A 16,198-nucleotide genomic window follows, 5' to 3' on the forward strand; every position below is an offset into this window, starting at 1 on the left:
GTTGAGGACATGCGGGGGGACGATGTCCGTGAGCGCCTGGCGCAGGGCGTATTTGGTGGTTTCCTTGGTGATCTTCTGCTCGACCGGGATCTTCTCGGCGACCTTGAAGACCTCGGGGTCCAGGAACGGGACGCGCAACTCCAGGGAGTTGGCCATGGTCATCTTGTCGGCCTTGACCAGGATGTCGCCGCGCAACCAGGTGAACAGGTCCAGATGCTGCATGCGCGCGACCGGATCCCAGTCGTAGCCCTGCATGGCGTAGATGGGGGCGGTCACGTCCTGATGCGTCCACTCGGGCCGGAATTCGCGCAGCACCGAACGCAATTGGGCGTCGTTGAAGCTGCGGGCATTGCCGTAGTAGCGCTCCTCGAGGGTCAGCGAACCGCGATTGAGCAGGCTCTTGCCCCGGGTGCCCTCCGGAATCCGGTCCGACAGCTTGCCCGCCAGCTTGCGCAGGCCCTTGGGCAGGTACTCGAACGGCTTGAGCGACAACGGCTCCCGGTAGATGGTGTAGCCACCGAACAGCTCGTCGGCGCCCTCACCCGAGAGCACCACCTTGACGTGCTTGCGGGCCTCCTTGGCGACGAAGTACAGCGGCACCAGCGCCGGATCGGCGACGGGTTCGTCGAGGTACCAGACGATCTCGGGGATCGCGGCCGCGTACTCCTCGGGGGAGACCATGCGCACGTAGTGCTTCGCGCCGATCGCGGCGGCGGTCTCGGCGGCCACATCGGCCTCCGAGTAGCCGTGCCGCTCGAACGCCGAGGTGAAGGTGAGCAGGTTCGGGTTGTGGCGAATCGCCAGCGCCGCGGTGGCGGTCGAGTCGATGCCGCCGGAGAGGAACGCGCCGACGGTGACGTCCGCGCGCATGTGCTTGGCGACGGAGTCCTCGAGTGCCTCGGCGATCTCCTTGTAGCGCTTGGCCTCCGACCCGGCCGCGAACTTCTGCACCCGGAACTGCGGGTTGAAGTAGCGGGTCACGCGCGGCGCCTCGCCCGGCTCGATCCAGGCGTAGCAGCCGGATTCGAGGCGGCGGACGTTCTTGTGCAGGGTCTCGGCCTCGGGCACGTACTGCAGCACCGTGTAGTGCTCGAGCGCCCGCGGATCCAGCTCGTCGGAAAGCTCCAGCGCGGGAAGCAGACCCAGCAGGCTCTTCTTCTCGCTGGAGAAGGCGGTCCCGCCGTCGCCGGTCGCGATGAACAGCGGCTTGATGCCGAACGGGTCGCGCGCCAGGAACAGCTTGTTCAGCTCGGTATCCCAGATGGCGAAGGCGAACATGCCGCGCAGCTTGCTCGGCGCCTTGGTGCCCCAGTAATGGAAGGCCGCGACGATGGCCTCGCCGTCACCCTCGGTGCGGAACATGGGCGCGTCGCCGAACTCGGCCTCGTGCGCCTCCTTCAGTTCGGCGCGCAGCTCGAGATAGTTGTAGATCTCGCCGTTGAAGGTCATGGCGTAGCGCTCGGGGTTCTCCGGCGGACCCCAGCGCAGCGGCTGATGCGAATGCTCGATATCGATGATCGAGAGGCGGTTGAAACCGAAGATCATCCGGTCATCGGTCCAGGTGCCGCGCTCGTCGGGGCCGCGGTGGCGCTGGCAGTGCAGCGCCTCGTAAACCTGTGCCGCCGTCGTCTCGACGGTCCGCCCGTCAGCGGTGGTACCCGTGCCAGCTGTCAGAAATCCGAGCAGTCCACACACTGCGGCAGCAACCTCTTTCCGGAATCAAAGGATTTGGGCGCGTACCCACACGGGCACGCACGACGCGAAACCTACTGCCCGAGTATGCCGTACCCGGTCGGATCCCGCCGCCAGAGCCCGTATCCACTGCTTACGAGGTTTCCGGAGTGTCGAACCGGACCCCGTCACAACAGGGGCGGTTTCTTGGTCTACGCTGCGTAGTACTTGGGAAACTCTCAGGGTCGGTTCCGCGTTCGCGCGTATCCTCCCCGAGGCCCCAAACTGTGCTGAAAATGTGTCGCCCGGCGGAAGGGAGCCGGGGCGGCGCGTTGTCGGAATGACGACCAGGAAGGCGTTGAGCGTGGCGCAAAAGGCGAGCGAGGCGACAGGGGCACGACCCGCCCAGGGTCGGCGGGGCCGCATCCTTCGGCGGGCCGGGCTGGCGGTGTCCTTGGGGATGACCGCGATGCTCGTCTCCGGCTGCTCGATCGACAACCCGTGGCTTCGGTTCGGCTGGCCCTCGGGCATCACGCCGCAGGCCACCAAGATGCGCGAGCTGTGGACCTGGTCCGTGCTCGCCGCGCTGGCGATGGGTGTGCTGGTCTGGGGTCTGACCTTCTGGACCGTGGCCTTCCACCGCAAGAAGCCGAACTCCCCGGAGTTCCCGCGCCAGACCGGTTACAACGTGCCGCTGGAGCTGAGCTACACGGCCATCCCGTTCGTGATCATCGCGGTGCTGTTCTACTTCACCGTGGTCGTGCAGAACTACGTGCACGAGAAGGTCGCCAACCCGGATGTCACCGTCGACGTGACCGCCTTCCAGTGGAACTGGAAGTTCGGCTACCAGCACGTGGACATGGCCGTCGACGGCCAGGCGCGCTACACCTTCGACGGTGTCGACACCGAGCGCCAGGACATGAACGCAGACATCAAGGATCGCTACAAGGAAGCGACCAAGGATGGCCACCCGCAGCCCGGCCCGAACAACGGCCTGCCTGCCAATGACATCTCCTACCTGCACTACGACAAGGTCGAGACCACGGGTACCTCCAACGAGGTGCCGGTGCTGGTCCTGCCGTCGGGTCGCAATATCGAGTTCCAGCTGGCCGCCGCGGACGTCATCCACTCCTTCTGGGTGCCGGAGTTCCTGTTCAAGCGCGACGTGATGCCGAACCCGAAGCAGAACAACTCGGACAACGTCTTCCAGATCACCAAGATCGAGAAGGAAGGCGCGTTCGTCGGCCGTTGCGCCGAGATGTGCGGCACCTTCCACTCGATGATGAACTTCGAGATCCGCGTGGTGTCCCCCGCGAAGTTCGCGCAGTACATGGACTTCCGGTCCAAGAACCCGCTCAAGACCAATGGCGAGGCGCTCGCCAGCATCGGCGAATCGCCCGTGGCCACTTCCACCAAGCCGTTCAACACCGACCGCAAGGCGCGCGGTAACGAACTCGCCGACGCCAAGTGAGGATGAACTGACATGAAGGTCGAAGCTCGCATCTTCGAACTGATCACGGTCTTCTTCGTGATCGTGGCCGTGGTCTACGGCTACTTCACGGGCCGCTCCCGGACCGGCGTCGAGTGGGCGGGCACCACCGCCATCGTGCTGTCGGCCGGTCTGGCGCTGATCGTGGCCACCTACTTCCGCTTCGTGGCCCGCCGCCTCGACCTCCGCCCGGAGGACTACGAGGAGGCGGAGATCGTCGACGGCGCCGGCGACCTGGGCTTCTTCTCGCCCGGCTCGTTCTGGCCCATCCTGCTCGCGGGCGCGGGTTCCATCACCGCCCTGGGCTTCGCGTTCTTCCAGTACTGGCTGATCGCGATCGGCGTCATCTCCATCCTGGCCGCCGCGGCCGGTCTGGTGTTCGAGTACCACCTCGGCCCGGAAAAGCACTGACGCTGCTGACGTAAGACCTGAAGCGCCCCATCCGTTTTCGGATGGGGCGCTTTTTTGGCTCTATTAGTCCAGTTGAACCTAGGTTAAGCTGGATTACATGTCCTATGTGGAAGTCCTGATCCTCAGGCATCTGATGCGCGCCCCCGCCCACGGCTATGAACTGCGCAAACACGTCGAGGAGAACACCGGCGTGACCCTGAACAACAATGCGCTGTACCCGGCGCTGCGGCGCTTCGAGGAGGCCGGGGCCGTCGACAAGACCGCCGAGGAACAGCAGGGGCGACCCGCCCGGCACGTGTACACCCTGACCGCGGTCGGGCGGGAACTGTTGCAAGACATGCTCACCGAGCTGCCGCCGGGGCAGGCCGGGGACGAAACCGAATTCCTCGCCCGGGTAGCCCAATTCGCGATGCTGACCCCCGAGGAACGCGCCCGCGTCCTGGACGCCCGGGAGAACGCGGTGCGTGCCCGGCTGGACCGCCTGCGCGCACTGAGCGCCCGAACCGGCCACGAACTGTGGGGCCCGCAGATCACCGGGGAACTGATCGACCGCGGCGAGCGCGAAATCGAATGGCTCGGCGCACTAGGCGCCCTCGCCGCGACGGCACCGGTGACGCCGCAGGGGGAATGATGGACCTCGCGTCCGAACAGCCGACCCGCCTCGGCCCGATCGTCCAGTACGCCCTGCTCGCCGGACCGCTACTCTCCATGCTGGATTCGAGCATCGTGAACGTGGCGGTCACGCCCATCGCCCACGGCCTGCACGCCGATTTGACCGTGGTCAGCTGGACGGTCAGCGGCTACCTGCTCGCCATGGGCACCGGCCTGGCCACTGTCTCCTACCTGGCCCGCCGTTTCGGAACCCTCCCGGTCTACCGCACCGCCCTGGCAGCCTTCACCCTCGCCTCCCTGGCCTGCGCCCTCGCCCCCACCGCCGAAGTTCTGGTGGGAGCTCGTGCCCTCCAGGGCCTTTCGGGCGCACCACTGGTCCCGCTGGCCATGAGCATGCTGCTCGGCGGCAGCGGTGATGGTGATCGCGCCAGCGCCGGCCTCGGAGGCGGTGAGATCAGCCGCGACAGCAGCGATCTCGGGGCTGAAAGCGGTACCGGTGGCAGCGGCTGGGGCCGTGAACCTGGTAGTGGCGGGGGAATTGGCGGCACTGGTGGGGATCGCGCTGGCGCCGGCGGTGACAGCCGCATCGGTGGGGACGGACGCGGTAGGGGCGGAGTGCGCGGCGGTGGAGGCGCGCGGGGGATGTCGCCGGTGGCCGGTGTGATGTTGTTTTTGGGTCCGGCGTTGGGGCCGAGTTTGGGTGGGGCATTGATTGCGGGGGTGGGGTGGCGTGCGATCTTTCTGATCAATGTTCCCGTCGGGGTGTCGGCGGTGTTGGCGGCCCGGTGGATTCCGGAGCGGCTGGCACCGAGAGGAACGGTCGGTGTTCGTTTCGATCCGGTCGGCATGGTGTTGCTGGCGAGTGGGTTGACGTTGTCGCTGTTCGGTATCGGTCGGGCCGGATCGGACGGCTGGGGTGATATGGCCACCTGGGTGCCGGTGGTTATTGGTGCGGTGCTGCTCGGGGCTTATGGCGGATGGGCTGCGCGCCAGGAACATCCGGCGTTGGATTTGGCGCTCGTTCGGTATCGCACCTCGCGGCTGGCGTTGCTGTTGTGCGCGTTGGCCTCGGTGATCACTTTCGCGGCGGTCTTCCTGCTTCCGGTCTTTCTGCAGACCGCGCAGGGCCATTCGGCCTTCGCTGCCGGGCTCGCGCTGCTGCCGCAGGGGATCATCACCGGGCTCGCGACCGCGCTCGGGCCTCGGGTGCTGAGCCGTATATCGTTACGCACCACTGTGATCGGCGGATTCGCGCTGCTCGCGGGAGCGAGTGTGGTGCTACTGGCCATCGATGCCGGGACGCCGATCGCGGTGACCGCCGCCGTGCTGGCGGTGCGTGCCGCCGCCATCGGGCTGGTGATCACGCCGCTGCTCGGCGTGATGCTGGAATCGGTTCGGCCCGATCGGCTGGCGGATGCCAATACGTTGTTCAGCATCGTGCAGCGCGTGGCGGCCTCGTTCGGTGTGGGTGCGTTGGCCAGTTGGTACGCAACGGTTGCCGTCCACCATGGATCCGTCGAGGCACTGCACCGTGCTGCGCTGGTGCTCGTAGGGCTGGCCGCGGCGGCTGCGGTGGCTGCGGCCGCGCTGCCGGCCGCCCGGAACGCGGCACTCGTCGACCGTTGAGCCGGGCGCGTGGACCGTTGGGCTGCGGAGTTCGTCAGCCGGGAGCTGCGGTGATGTGCGCACGGGAATAGGGCTGTGGGGGAAGGTGTTTCGAAAGGCGGGCCGTCGGCTACGTCCTCCCGGCGGCCCGCCCTCCCCTCATATGGGTGGTGCGGGACTGGGGAATCGGGCGTTCAGATGCCCAGGGCGTGCTTCAAGCGGGTGGTGCGCGGCGACATCGACGCCAGGCCGAGCAGGGCGCGGGGGAAGCGCGGCTGCAGCTGGGGTTGGCGGGTGCGGATGGCGGATTCGATCCAGCGGGCCGCTTCGGCGGGGTCCAGGGTGGTGGATTCCGGGCCGTGTGCGCCGATGGCGGGGGCCGGGTATTGGACCGTGGTGACGTGGATGCCGCGCGGGGAGAGTTCGGCGTCGGCGCACTGGCCGAAGGTGGTCCAGGCGGCTTGGGCGCTGGCGTAGGAGGAGAAGTTCGGGGCCGCACCGGTTTCGGGGCTCCACGGTCCGACGTTCACGACGTGGCCGGAACCGCCCGCGAGCATGGCGGGCAGCAGGCCCAGGGTCAGACGCAGCGGGCCGAAGTAGTAGGCGGCCATGGTGCGCTGATAGTCGCGGAAGCGGTCCAGCGATTGCAGGACCGGGCGGCGGGTGGGGCGGCCGGTGTTGTTGACCAGCACGTCGACGGTGTCGAACTCGGTGAGCAGCCACTCCACGAGTTGATCCACATCGCCGAGCGCCGAGGTGTCGCAGCGGAACCAGTGCGCCCGGCCGCCGGCCTGGATGATGGTGGCGCACTCGTCGACCAGCTGAGAGCCGTTGCGCGCGACCAGGATTACCTCGGCGCCGTGGAACCCGAGTAATCGCGCGGTTTCGCGGCCGATATCGGAGGTGGCGTCGGTGACGACAATGCGTTTGCCGTCGATGGGTAGTTCACCCGCGAGCGAAGCGGCGGTACGGGGGCGGCGGGCAGCACGGAATTCGATCATGGGACAGGCAACCTTCATCTGAGGATTGAGCATGAACCATGCACCGGCACCCCGCCGACAGCGCCGATACCGCCACCCCGCTGTGCTGTTCAGCCGAATCCCGAAGGAACGGCTGCTAACCGATTGCTGGCGGTGTGGCGGAACACATTCTATTCGGTCGGGTCATAACGGCGGGCGCGTTCGGAGACACAGATGTCGTCGATTCCGGAGACGATGTCCCGCAACAGTTCCGAGGGCAGCGCGGCCGGCCGCAACCGGCAGGTGAAAGTGATGAAGGCGTGGTCCTCATTGTCGAGTTCGCGCAGGTAGCGGGACCGCACGCCATAGGTCATGGCCGACATGACGGTGAAGCAGCCGGTCTTCTCGCGATGCCCGGCGAACAGGTCGTGCAGGCGGTGGAAGACGCGTGCGTAGCTGGAGAGGGGAGCGAAAACCGAGACGCGATAGGCGGGCCCGCGCTCCGAGGAGGAGATGACGGTGTCGGCCAGATACTCCGCGTCGCGCAGCGTCAGCACCTTCGGGGCGAACATGAGCGCGCCCGCGGCGGCATTGCGGACCGGCATACCGGCGCGGCCGCCCGCGGAGGCGGCGATGGCGCCCAGCGACTTTCGGGCCCGCGCGCCGACCTCGCGGCGGGCGCGCAGCGAGAGGTTGGGGGTGGTGGGGTGCAGGCTCGACCACTGGCCGAAGCGCACGGTGCCGAGCTGCACGGTGCCGGTACCGACCGGTCGGGCCATCTTCAGTGGCTGGGTATCGATCCAACGACCCACCTGCAGCATGGAATCGCCCGGCGACTGGATCTCCCGGAAGGAGTGCTCCACCCAGGTGTCGAAGTCCAGGAAGCGGTGCGCGTCGGTGGTGAGCCAGGTGCGGTCCTTGTCCACATCGGTCACCTCGAGGGTGAGCGCCGTGATGATCCCGGTGCGCCCGCCGCCACCCAGGATGCGCCGGAACCGCTCGGCGTGATGGGTGCGCCCGCAGGTGCCGAAACGGCCGTCCTGATCGACGTATTCGAGCTCGGCCACATTGTCGCTGAACATGCCGAAACGGTGCGAGGCCGCCGACAGCCCGCCCACCGCCGCGAATCCGCCCGCCGTGATGTCCCGATGGTCGCCGACGATGGGCAGCCCCAGTCCGTGCGCGCCGAGGGTGCGGTCGATGTCCGAGAGCCGGGCTCCCGCCTGCACCCGCACCGTCCTGGCATCGGCGTCCACCACCTGCACCCGGTTCATCCTGCGCAGGCTCAGCACGCTGCCGTGATCGGGCAGCCCGAGCTCCTCGTCCGGTCGTTCCCCACCCCGAATGATCAGCGGTTTCGTGGAACGTCGCGAATCCCGAACGGTCCGAACCACATCCGCGGTGTCGCGGGGCAGATATTCGTCGGGGTGGGTGGAGACGGGCGTGCTCATGGCGCTACAGCTAACCATAGTCACGCGCATTGTGCTCGTAGTTGGACAGGCGTCTCAATGAGCACCGCGGAGACAGGGTGTGAACAGCGCGTTTTCGGTTGTGGCACACGGGTTCCCTGAAGGTTTGCCAGGGCGCTGGTCACCATCCGCGCGTAACATCACGCCATGGGTTTCCTGGGCGGAATGTTCGGTTCGGGGCGAAATCGGTTCGGCAAGAAGGTGTTGGCGCAGGTGCTGGCCTACGACGCCGTCGAGGCCGCGCACTTCGACCCCGGGGCCTACGAGATCGCGTACCGGCTGAGGAACGGATATGCCGCGAAACTCGATCTGGACACCCTGTATCGCCGCTTCGGCGGGCGGATCAGCGCGGCCGTGTTCGAGGCGGTCGGCGGTCTCATCCTGCCGCCGCAGGCGCCGCCGGACTGGGATCGGGTGGCGCCCAAGCTGCGCCCGGTGCTGCGGCGCGCGGGCTACGGCGCGGCGCGGGACGGGCGCGATCCGGTGCTCGCCCGGCCGCGGCTGCCGTATCTGTCGGAATTGGTGGTGATCGATCTGCCGACCACCGTGCAATTCGTTACCGAGCAGGATCTTTCGCGCTGGGGCGTCGACGCCGACGAGGTGTACACGGTCGCGCACACCAATCTCACCGAGCCCGCGATGAACGCGCTGGCCACCTTCGAACCGGATCCGGGGGTGCGGGTCTTCGAATTCGCGGACGAGGGCGGCGAGAGCTATGTCGGCTCGCTACCGCTGGTCGCGGGCTGGCTATCGGGGGTGCAGGCCCGAACCGGCACGCGGCCACTGCTTTTCCTGCCCGCGCACGTGGGCATGTTCATCGCCCTCGGCGCGACGCCCGAAACCCTGGTGCGCTTGCAGCAGCTGGCACAGGAGCGACACGACACCGCGCCGCGCCCGCTGTCCACGGTGCCGTACACCATCGACGACGACGGGGAACTGATCCCGCTGCCGGTCGGCCCGGACCACCCCGCTCACACCGCCGTTCGCCATGCCGCGATCACGCTGGCGGTCAACGCCTACCGCGCCCAGACCGAGCGGCTGCGCGCCCACCCCGACCAGGCGGCCGTGATCGCGGACCTGCTGCACCTGCACGAGCCCGACGGCACCGAGACCACCATGACCTCCTGGCCAGACGGCCCGCCCACCCTGCTCCCCAAGGCCGACCACATCTGCTTCACCGCCCGCGACGCCCAGATCTTCCGCGTCGCCTGGAACGACGTCGCCGGGCTGGTACCTCTCCCGCCCGCCGACGGCTACGACCCACCCCGCTACCGGGTCGCCGCCCACCCGCCCGCCGAGACCATGACCCGACTACGCGCCCTCGCCCGCTGACACCGCCGAGGCAGGCGGCTCCACAACGGAAGTCGAGAAGCACCGTCGAACGCGGCACGCCCGCGCACGTGAGCGCCGCCGTGACTGGAGGCCGACCAGAGGGAGCGCCGTCGCGGTGGGCGTCGGGTGCGAAGTTCGGCCGGTATGGCGGTGTTTCGCGGCGCGTTGGCCGGTGTGGCGGGTTAAGCGGGCGACCGTGTCACCTGGGTCGGCTAGGGTCGCGGCGTGGACAGGGCACAGCTGACAGCTGAGATGGCGGACGGGGCCAGACCGGAGTTCCTCTTCTTCTGGGGGCACACCCGCACCCCGGGGCACGAGGTGGGCAAGTGGGTGCTCAGCCAGTGGTGGCCGGTCGAATTCACCGTCGACGGTCAAAGCTACGGCAGCGCGGAGCATTTCATGATGGCCGAGAAGGCCCGCCTGTTCGGGGACGAGCCCATGCGCGGCCGCATCCTCACCAGCGACACCCCCGCGGACGCGAAACGCCTCGGCCGCGCCATCTCCGGCTTCGACCAGGACACCTGGGAGGCCCACCGCTACGACATCGTGCTGCGCGGCTCCATCGCCAAATTCGGCCAGCACGACATGCTCCGCGACTTCCTGCTCGCCACCGCGGGCAAGGTCCTCGTGGAAGCCGCTCCCCGCGACACCATCTGGGGCATCGGCCTGGGCGCGGAGAACCCCGCGGCCGCCGACCCCGCCCAATGGCGCGGCGACAACCTGCTCGGCTTCGCCCTCATGGACGCCCGCACCGCCCTGGCTCCCGCCCGTCACGTCTAGTCCGTGCGATCCGCCGCTCGTTGAGAGGCGTTCTGATCCGGTTGCGTTCGGCGATCGGTGTGGGTCCCAGCGGGTTCTGGCGGGCTGCTCAGCGTGTTCACAGCGATGGTGAGGAGACTCGGGCGCTGACGTTCGTTCGAGAGAAGGTGCCGATGTCGGTCGTCTCGGGGCTGCCCGCCCATGTTCTGCTGGTTCATCTGATCGTGGTGCTGGTGCCGTTGACGGCGGTGCTGGCAATACTGTGCGCGGTCTGGGCACCTGCCCGGCGGCGGCTGGTGTGGCTGGTGCTCGCGCTGGCGGTGGTGGTCGTGGTCATGACGCCGGTGACCACCGACGCGGGCGAGTGGCTGGAGAAGCGGGTCCCGCGAACCGCGGAGCTGCACAACCACACTCACCTCGGCGACACGATGATCTTCTTCGCGCTGCCGCTGCTCGTCGTCGCCGCCCTGCTGGCATTCGTGCACTACCGCGAGTCCAACGCCCGTGCCCTCTCGCGCCTCCTGGTCGGTGGCGTGGCCGTGCTCACCATCGCCGCGAGCGCCGCCGCGACTGTGCAGGTCTATCGCATCGGCGAATCCGGGGCCCAGTCCAGCTGGAATGGGGTGGCTGCTCGACCCCCGATCAGTCACGCGAAGTAGCAACCAAGATCCGGGGAGCCGGTGGGGGAGGATCGGGGGATGGAGACGCTTCGAAGTCGTGAGGTCTACTCGAACCGGTGGATCACGCTGCGTGAGGACGAGGTTCGGCAGGCGGACGGGGAGAAGTCCGTGTACGCGTTCATCGAGAAGGCGTGCTTCGCGATCGTCGTCCCGTGGGATGGTGAGCGCTTGCACCTGGTGGAGCAGTACCGGTACCCGCTGCGGCGGCGGTGCTGGGAGTTCCCGGGCGGCGCGGTGGCGGGCTCGGAGTTCGATCCGATCGCGGTGGCGCGGCAGGAGTTACGCGAGGAGACGGGGTTGCGGGCCGGGCGGCTGACACCGCTGGGCAAGATCGCGCCCGCCCCGGCGACCAGCACGCACTACGGGCATGTCGTGCTGGCCACCGAGCTCACGGCGGGCGCGCCCGAGCGGGAACCCTCGGAGGCGGACATGGAGTCGGCGTGGTTCACCCGCGACGAGGTGGAGGACATGATCTGCGCGGGCGCGATCGTCGACGCGCAGACCGTGGCCGCGTATTCGCTACTGCTGCTGCGGGAAAGGCGTGGCGAGCTGGCTCAGCCCTGACCGGCGTGCTCGATCAGGCCCGCCACCACCTCGGGGAAGTCGGCGGTGATCTGCGGGCCGATCTCGGGGCCGAGGGTGTCGGCGGCCGGGCCGGTGATCTCGGTGCGGTAGACGACCCGCGTCGCACCGGAGGGCAAGGCCACCAGGCGATGCTGGGTGAGCACTTCGAGGCCGTCACCGAGGAACACGTCGCTCCACAGCTCACCGTCGACGATCTCGACGAAGCGCAGCTGCACGGTGTCGCCGTCCGGCGAGGTCATGCGGAAGGTGGTGCCCGGCGCGAAAGGCCCGTCCAGCTCGAAGGTTTCGATTCCCGGATTCCATTCCGCCCAGCGGTTCGGGTCGGACCAGCTGCGCCACAGCGCCTCCCGGGGCACGGTGGTCTCGGCGCTGTGTTCGTACTCCCACATGTGCGCACCCTAGCAAGCGCGCTGTCCAGCCGGATGGACAGTTGAATGTGTTGAAAACCTGAAGATCCGCGGCAGCCGACGACCGAATGCCCTTGTGTCGTGACACAAACGGCGTTCAATGGTCGTCGCGGTCCACGCATCGGAAGGGCCGGGGGAAACGATCATGGATCGTATTGGTGCACAATGCGATACGAAAAGTGAAATATATGATCGTCAGACTCGGGCCCGCACTGATCGCGGCCGCCCTGATCACCGTTCCGCTGGCGACCGGTGTCACCACGGCCCAGGCCGCCTCGCCCATGGCGATCGCCCTCGCCGATCACCATGGCGGATACCAGGGGCAAGACCCGGGATCGGACCAGGGCCAGCAGCCGGGACAGGATCAAGGGCAATGGCCGGGCCAGGGGCAGGGGCAGAACCAGTGGCCGGGCCAGGGGCAGAGCGAGTGGCCGGGCCAGGGGCAGAGCGAGTGGCCGGGCCAGCGGCAGCAGCCCCAGGACACGGGCGACTGGTGGTTCATCCACCACTGCCGGGAACTGCACGAATGGTGGCAGGCCCGCTGCCAGCGCGACGGCGGTGACATGTGGCACCGCGGTGACCCGCCGTCGCTCGGCTATTGACCCCCGGCGATCACCGCTCACCAGGGGATCGGGCCGTACTCCTGCTCCCCGCCCCACAGGAAGCCCCAGAACGTGCCCGACGGCCCGTCCTCGGGCAGCGTCGCCAGGTGCACACTCGGCTCCGCGCCCTGCTCGACGGTGCGGAAACCACTGTTGCCATTGAGATCCGTGGCGGTATACCCCGGATTGGCGGCGTTCACCTTGATCGCGGTATCGCGCAACTCCATCGCGTAGAGGACCGTCACCATGCTCACGGCCGTCTTCGAGGAGGTGTACGGAATCGCCGAAACCATTTGCGACATCGGATTGTTCGGATCCGTGCGCAGCGTCAGCGACCCGACCTCACTGGACACGTTGACGATTCGCCCCGCCTCCGACTCCCGCAATAGTGGCAGCAACGCATTGGTGACGGCGAACAGCCCGAACACATTGGTCTCGTACACCCGGCGCAGGGTGGCGAGAGTGCCGGAGGACGCCTTCCCATCACCCTCCATCCCGCCGGTAATGGCGGCATTGTTGACAAGAACATCCAGCCCACCGAACTCGGCTTCGATGCGTGCCGCAGCCGCATTGACGGATTCCTCATCGCTGACATCGATCTGGACAAAGTGGGCGTCCGCGCCCTCGGCGCGCAGCTTGTCAACGGCAGCCTGCCCAAGTCCGGCATCCCGGGCCCCGACCAAAACGGTCATCCCCCGTGCAGCCAGCTGACGTGCGGTCTCATACCCGATGCCCTTGTTGGCCCCGGTGATAAATGCTTTTCTGCTCATGTGAAAAGCATCGCCCCGCTGGACTTTCCGCGGGAGGCACAACTTGTACCCCCCAAAGCTGGGACATCGGCTCACACTTGAGCCATGGCTGACAGGAGCGAATTAGCGGCCTTTCTGAAGGCTCGGCGTAATCGGCTGACGCCCGGCGACGTCGGTCTGCCGGAGGGGCTCAATCGGCGGGCGCCGGGGTTGCGGCGGCAGGAGGTGGCGCAGCTCGCTGGGATTTCGGTGGACTACTACATTCGGATGGAGCAGGCGCGGGGGGCGAAGCCGTCGCGGCAGGTGTTGTCGGCGTTGGCTCGGGCTTTGATGCTCACCGTGGATGAGCGGGAGTACATGTTTCGGGTGGCGGGGGAGCAGCCGCCGGCGACTGCCGGGCCGAATCGGAGTGTGGCGCAGCCTATTCAGGTGATTCTCGATAGTTTGGCGGCACCCGCCTATGTGGTGGACGCGACCTATGAGGTGCTGGCGTGGAATCGGGCGGCGGGGCCGTTTCTCGGTGATCTCGACGGGGTGCCGGGGAGTGAGCGGAATATGGTGCGGTGGATGTTTCGGGAGGCTGCCGATCATCCGCAGTGGGCGGATGCCGATACCCGGGACTTCGCGCGTGCCGTCGTGGCGGATCTGCGGGCGGCCTGTGCGCGGTATCCGGGGCATCCGGAGTTGTCGGCGCTGGTGACCGAAATGCTGGGCACCGCTCCGCGTTTCGCCGAGATGTGGGGCGCGCACGATGTGCAGGTGCGGCGGACGCATCGAAAGCGGGTGCGGCATCCGGACTTCGGGCCGCTGGACTTCCACTGCCAGGTGTTGCATGTGTCCGACACGGATCAGCGGGTCATCGTCTACTGCGCGACGCCAAACACCCGGACCGCGAGCGTGTTCCAGTCGCTGGCAGGGGTGACGGACCGCTGAGAAGTTGCCAACAGATGTTGGCCAACATGTGTTGACATGGCTGCGACCGGGTCGTATCGTCTAATTCAACAGACGTTGGCCAACAAATGTTGGCAGAGCTTCAGGAGTCGTCATGAACACCGTTCCCGCCACCGCCTCGGTCGTCATCGTGGGTGCCGGTCCCGCCGGAATGACCGCGGGCATCGCCCTCGCCGACGCGGGTGTGGACGTGGTGCTGCTCGACAAGCTGGCCGAGGGCGCCAACACTTCCCGCGCGGTGGTCGTGCACGCCCGCACCCTCGAGGTCCTCGAGGAGTTCGGCATCACCGAGCAGTTGCACGAGCACGGCATCGTGGTGCCCAACTTCGTCATGCACGACGGCGACCGCGCCCTGGCCCGCATCTCCTTCGCGGGACTGCCCACCAAGTACCCCTACACCGTGATGATCGGCCAGGAATCCACCGAGGCGATCCTGCTGGCCCGGCTCGAGAAGGCGGGCGGGCAGGTCTACCGGCACACCGAGGTCACCGCCGTCACCCAGGACACCGACGGGGTCACCGTCGAGTACACCGCCGCCGACGGCACCGCGAATTCCCTTCGCGCGCAATGGCTCATCGGCGCGGACGGCATGCACAGCGTGGTCCGCGAGGCCGCGGGCATCGGCTTCACCGGCTCGACCTACCCCGAATCGTTCGTCCTCGCCGACGTCCGCATGACCTGGCCGGACCCGCGCGACGAGGTGTCGCTGCACCTGTCGCCCGAGGGCGTCACCGTGGTCGCGCCGCTGCCCGACCCGCAGCCCAACCGCTACCGCATCGTCGCCACCGTCGCCGAGGCCCCCGAACACCAGGACCTGGCCTACGTGCAGGCGCTGGTCGACGCCCGCCGCCCCGGCGCGCACGTGAAGGTCGAGGAGATCGTCTGGAGCTCGCGTTTCCGCGTGCACCACCGGGTCGCCGACCACTACCGCGCGGGCCGCATCCTGCTCGCGGGCGACGCCGCCCACGTGCACAGCCCCGCCGGCGGCCAGGGCATGAACACCGGCATCCAGGACGCCGCCATGCTCGGCCGCCTGCTGGCTGCCGTCGTCGACGGAGCCCCCGCCGCCACCCTCGACGAGTATGAAACCACCCGCCGCCCAGTCGCTCTCGGCGTCGTGAAGTTCACCGACCGCGTCACCCGCATGGCCACCCTGAAGCCGCTCCCCGCCCGCCTGGTCCGCAACCTGATCATCAGCACGGCCGCCCGCATCCCGGCCTTCCGCCGCAACCTGGCCTTCCAGCTCTCGGAGCTGGCCAACCGTTGATCCGCAACGACGTTCGCCCGCAACGGTATTCGACGGCCCGCACTCGCAGGAGTGCGGGCCGATCGCCGTTGTCGCCCGCCGCCACGTCCTGCGCCCGGCCTCTTCGATCTGCGCGAACAGCGGCCGACCTGCTACGAACTCCATTCACGATCAGCCCGCGCCGCGGAGGCGCGGGCCGTCGCTCGTGACGGGTGTTCCGATGGCGCGGCCGTCCGCGCCGATCGCGGGTGATTTCGTTCACTCTCGAACCGGCCGAGTGGATCCGTCGATTATTCTGGCGAAGTTGCGGCGGTGGGGCTCGCCGCTCCGGATCGATTCCGGAACAACCGTGGCATCGCCACCAACAGTCCCTACCCCACTAGTCCGTTGCGACGACCTGTTGCGACGGTATGGAGTAGGAGACGTCTGTGACCAGTGAGCTGACCACGCCCGGCGGCGCAGCGAGCCTGGAATCCAGTGCTGCGGGTGAGGAACCCGTCGACCCCGATGTCGACATCCATCAGCCCCGGCAGCGGCAGGAACTGTCCCGCTCGCACGGCGGGATCCTGGTGGTGATCTCGGTCGGCGGCGCGGTCGGCGCGCTCGCCCGCTACGGTCTCGCACAGCTGTGGCCCACCCCGTCCGGCGGGTTTCCCTGGGCCACGTTCCTG

17 protein-coding genes are annotated in these 16,198 nt (G+C 67.9%); 12 read left to right on the forward strand and 5 right to left on the reverse strand.

The features are described 5' to 3' along the window. On the reverse strand, positions 1–1,695 hold a 1,695-nt coding region (gene asnB, locus ACWELQ_RS15160; RefSeq protein WP_452397635.1), incomplete at its 3' end, for an asparagine synthase (glutamine-hydrolyzing). Positions 1,696–2,011: 316 nt separating this feature from the next. Here asnB and ctaC point away from each other — a divergent pair. From ctaC to ACWELQ_RS15180, 4 genes are all read left to right on the forward strand, one after another. After that, entirely contained in the window at positions 2,012–3,142 is a 1,131-nt protein-coding gene (ctaC, locus tag ACWELQ_RS15165) for an aa3-type cytochrome oxidase subunit II (RefSeq protein ID WP_452397636.1), read from the forward strand. Positions 3,143–3,154: 12 nt separating this feature from the next. Continuing rightward, the gene (locus tag ACWELQ_RS15170) at positions 3,155–3,571 is read left to right on the forward strand and encodes a cytochrome c oxidase subunit 4 (RefSeq protein WP_452397637.1); all 417 of its coding nucleotides are present in this window, start codon (positions 3,155–3,157) and stop codon (positions 3,569–3,571) included. Positions 3,572–3,668: 97 nt separating this feature from the next. After that, positions 3,669–4,202, forward strand: coding sequence for a PadR family transcriptional regulator (locus tag ACWELQ_RS15175; RefSeq protein ID WP_452397638.1), 534 nt, complete (start codon positions 3,669–3,671; stop codon positions 4,200–4,202). Beyond that, positions 4,202–5,809, forward strand: a complete 1,608-nt coding sequence (locus ACWELQ_RS15180; protein WP_452397639.1) for an MFS transporter — start codon at positions 4,202–4,204, stop codon at positions 5,807–5,809. The genes ACWELQ_RS15175 and ACWELQ_RS15180 overlap by 1 nt, the downstream gene beginning before the upstream one ends. 173 nt (positions 5,810–5,982) lie before the next feature. Here ACWELQ_RS15180 and ACWELQ_RS15185 read toward each other — a convergent pair whose 3' ends face one another. Together ACWELQ_RS15185 and ACWELQ_RS15190 are read right to left on the reverse strand one after the other, a co-directional pair. Further along, positions 5,983–6,789 carry an SDR family NAD(P)-dependent oxidoreductase gene (locus tag ACWELQ_RS15185; protein ID WP_452397640.1) on the reverse strand — a complete coding sequence of 269 codons (807 nt, stop codon included), beginning with the start codon at positions 6,787–6,789 and terminating at the stop codon, positions 5,983–5,985. A 149-nt stretch (positions 6,790–6,938) separates the two neighbouring features. After that, entirely contained in the window at positions 6,939–8,198 is a 1,260-nt protein-coding gene (locus tag ACWELQ_RS15190) for an FAD-binding oxidoreductase (protein ID WP_452397641.1), read from the reverse strand. Between the two features lie 165 nt (positions 8,199–8,363). Here ACWELQ_RS15190 and ACWELQ_RS15195 point away from each other — a divergent pair, with 165 nt between their 5' ends. From ACWELQ_RS15195 to ACWELQ_RS15210, 4 genes are all read left to right on the forward strand, one after another. Then, positions 8,364–9,548 carry a hypothetical protein gene (locus ACWELQ_RS15195; protein WP_452397642.1) on the forward strand — a complete coding sequence of 395 codons (1,185 nt, stop codon included), beginning with the start codon at positions 8,364–8,366 and terminating at the stop codon, positions 9,546–9,548. 225 nt (positions 9,549–9,773) lie between these two features. Beyond that, positions 9,774–10,328 (forward strand): NADAR family protein, encoded by a 555-nt coding sequence (locus ACWELQ_RS15200; RefSeq protein ID WP_452397643.1) that lies wholly within the window; start codon positions 9,774–9,776, stop codon positions 10,326–10,328. A gap of 152 nt (positions 10,329–10,480) precedes the next feature. Beyond that, a complete protein-coding gene (locus ACWELQ_RS15205; RefSeq protein WP_452397644.1) occupies positions 10,481–10,966 on the forward strand; it encodes a DUF2231 domain-containing protein in 486 nt (161 codons plus the stop codon). A 39-nt stretch (positions 10,967–11,005) separates the two neighbouring features. Then, a complete protein-coding gene (locus ACWELQ_RS15210) occupies positions 11,006–11,551 on the forward strand; it encodes an NUDIX domain-containing protein (protein WP_452397645.1) in 546 nt (181 codons plus the stop codon). Here ACWELQ_RS15210 and ACWELQ_RS15215 read toward each other — a convergent pair. Next, entirely contained in the window at positions 11,542–11,961 is a 420-nt protein-coding gene (locus tag ACWELQ_RS15215; protein ID WP_452397646.1) for an SRPBCC family protein, read from the reverse strand. The two genes, ACWELQ_RS15210 and ACWELQ_RS15215, sit on opposite strands and share 10 nt — an antisense overlap. Positions 11,962–12,167: 206 nt before the next feature. On the opposite strand from ACWELQ_RS15215, the gene ACWELQ_RS15220 reads away from it, so the two are divergent. Further along, the gene (locus ACWELQ_RS15220) at positions 12,168–12,581 is read left to right on the forward strand and encodes a hypothetical protein (protein ID WP_452397647.1); all 414 of its coding nucleotides are present in this window, start codon (positions 12,168–12,170) and stop codon (positions 12,579–12,581) included. A 17-nt stretch (positions 12,582–12,598) separates the two neighbouring features. Here ACWELQ_RS15220 and ACWELQ_RS15225 read toward each other — a convergent pair whose 3' ends face one another. Beyond that, entirely contained in the window at positions 12,599–13,351 is a 753-nt protein-coding gene (locus ACWELQ_RS15225; protein ID WP_452397648.1) for an SDR family oxidoreductase, read from the reverse strand. Between the two features lie 84 nt (positions 13,352–13,435). Here ACWELQ_RS15225 and ACWELQ_RS15230 point away from each other — a divergent pair, with 84 nt between their 5' ends. From ACWELQ_RS15230 to ACWELQ_RS15240, 3 genes are all read left to right on the forward strand, one after another. After that, on the forward strand, positions 13,436–14,263 hold the full coding sequence (locus ACWELQ_RS15230; protein ID WP_452397649.1) for a helix-turn-helix domain-containing protein: 828 nt from the start codon (positions 13,436–13,438) through the stop codon (positions 14,261–14,263). A gap of 112 nt (positions 14,264–14,375) precedes the next feature. Continuing rightward, on the forward strand, positions 14,376–15,548 hold the full coding sequence (locus ACWELQ_RS15235) for an FAD-dependent monooxygenase (protein WP_452397650.1): 1,173 nt from the start codon (positions 14,376–14,378) through the stop codon (positions 15,546–15,548). Between the two features lie 407 nt (positions 15,549–15,955). Further along, positions 15,956–16,198: FluC/FEX family fluoride channel (locus ACWELQ_RS15240; protein ID WP_452397651.1), on the forward strand; the 243-nt coding region annotated here is incomplete at its 3' end.

It is taken from the genome of Nocardia sp. NPDC004722 (assembly GCF_053601505.1).

Excerpts from the sequence above, each read along its gene's own strand:
- ACWELQ_RS15180 (WP_452397639.1), top strand. The coding sequence starts at position 4,202 with ATGGACCTCGCGTCCGAACAGCCGACCCGCCTCGGCCCGATCGTCCAG.
- ACWELQ_RS15210 (WP_452397645.1), top strand. The coding sequence starts at position 11,006 with ATGGAGACGCTTCGAAGTCGTGAGGTCTACTCGAACCGGTGGATCACG.
- ACWELQ_RS15230 (WP_452397649.1), top strand. The coding sequence starts at position 13,436 with ATGGCTGACAGGAGCGAATTAGCGGCCTTTCTGAAGGCTCGGCGTAAT.
- ACWELQ_RS15190 (WP_452397641.1), bottom strand. The coding sequence starts at position 8,198 with ATGAGCACGCCCGTCTCCACCCACCCCGACGAATATCTGCCCCGCGAC.
- ACWELQ_RS15235 (WP_452397650.1), top strand. The coding sequence starts at position 14,376 with ATGAACACCGTTCCCGCCACCGCCTCGGTCGTCATCGTGGGTGCCGGT.
- ACWELQ_RS15215 (WP_452397646.1), bottom strand. The coding sequence starts at position 11,961 with ATGTGGGAGTACGAACACAGCGCCGAGACCACCGTGCCCCGGGAGGCG.
- ACWELQ_RS15195 (WP_452397642.1), top strand. The coding sequence starts at position 8,364 with ATGGGTTTCCTGGGCGGAATGTTCGGTTCGGGGCGAAATCGGTTCGGC.
- ACWELQ_RS15225 (WP_452397648.1), bottom strand. The coding sequence starts at position 13,351 with ATGAGCAGAAAAGCATTTATCACCGGGGCCAACAAGGGCATCGGGTAT.
- ACWELQ_RS15205 (WP_452397644.1), top strand. The coding sequence starts at position 10,481 with ATGTCGGTCGTCTCGGGGCTGCCCGCCCATGTTCTGCTGGTTCATCTG.
- ACWELQ_RS15220 (WP_452397647.1), top strand. The coding sequence starts at position 12,168 with ATGATCGTCAGACTCGGGCCCGCACTGATCGCGGCCGCCCTGATCACC.
- ACWELQ_RS15185 (WP_452397640.1), bottom strand. The coding sequence starts at position 6,789 with ATGATCGAATTCCGTGCTGCCCGCCGCCCCCGTACCGCCGCTTCGCTC.
- ACWELQ_RS15170 (WP_452397637.1), top strand. The coding sequence starts at position 3,155 with ATGAAGGTCGAAGCTCGCATCTTCGAACTGATCACGGTCTTCTTCGTG.
- ACWELQ_RS15175 (WP_452397638.1), top strand. The coding sequence starts at position 3,669 with ATGTCCTATGTGGAAGTCCTGATCCTCAGGCATCTGATGCGCGCCCCC.
- ctaC (WP_452397636.1), top strand. The coding sequence starts at position 2,012 with ATGACGACCAGGAAGGCGTTGAGCGTGGCGCAAAAGGCGAGCGAGGCG.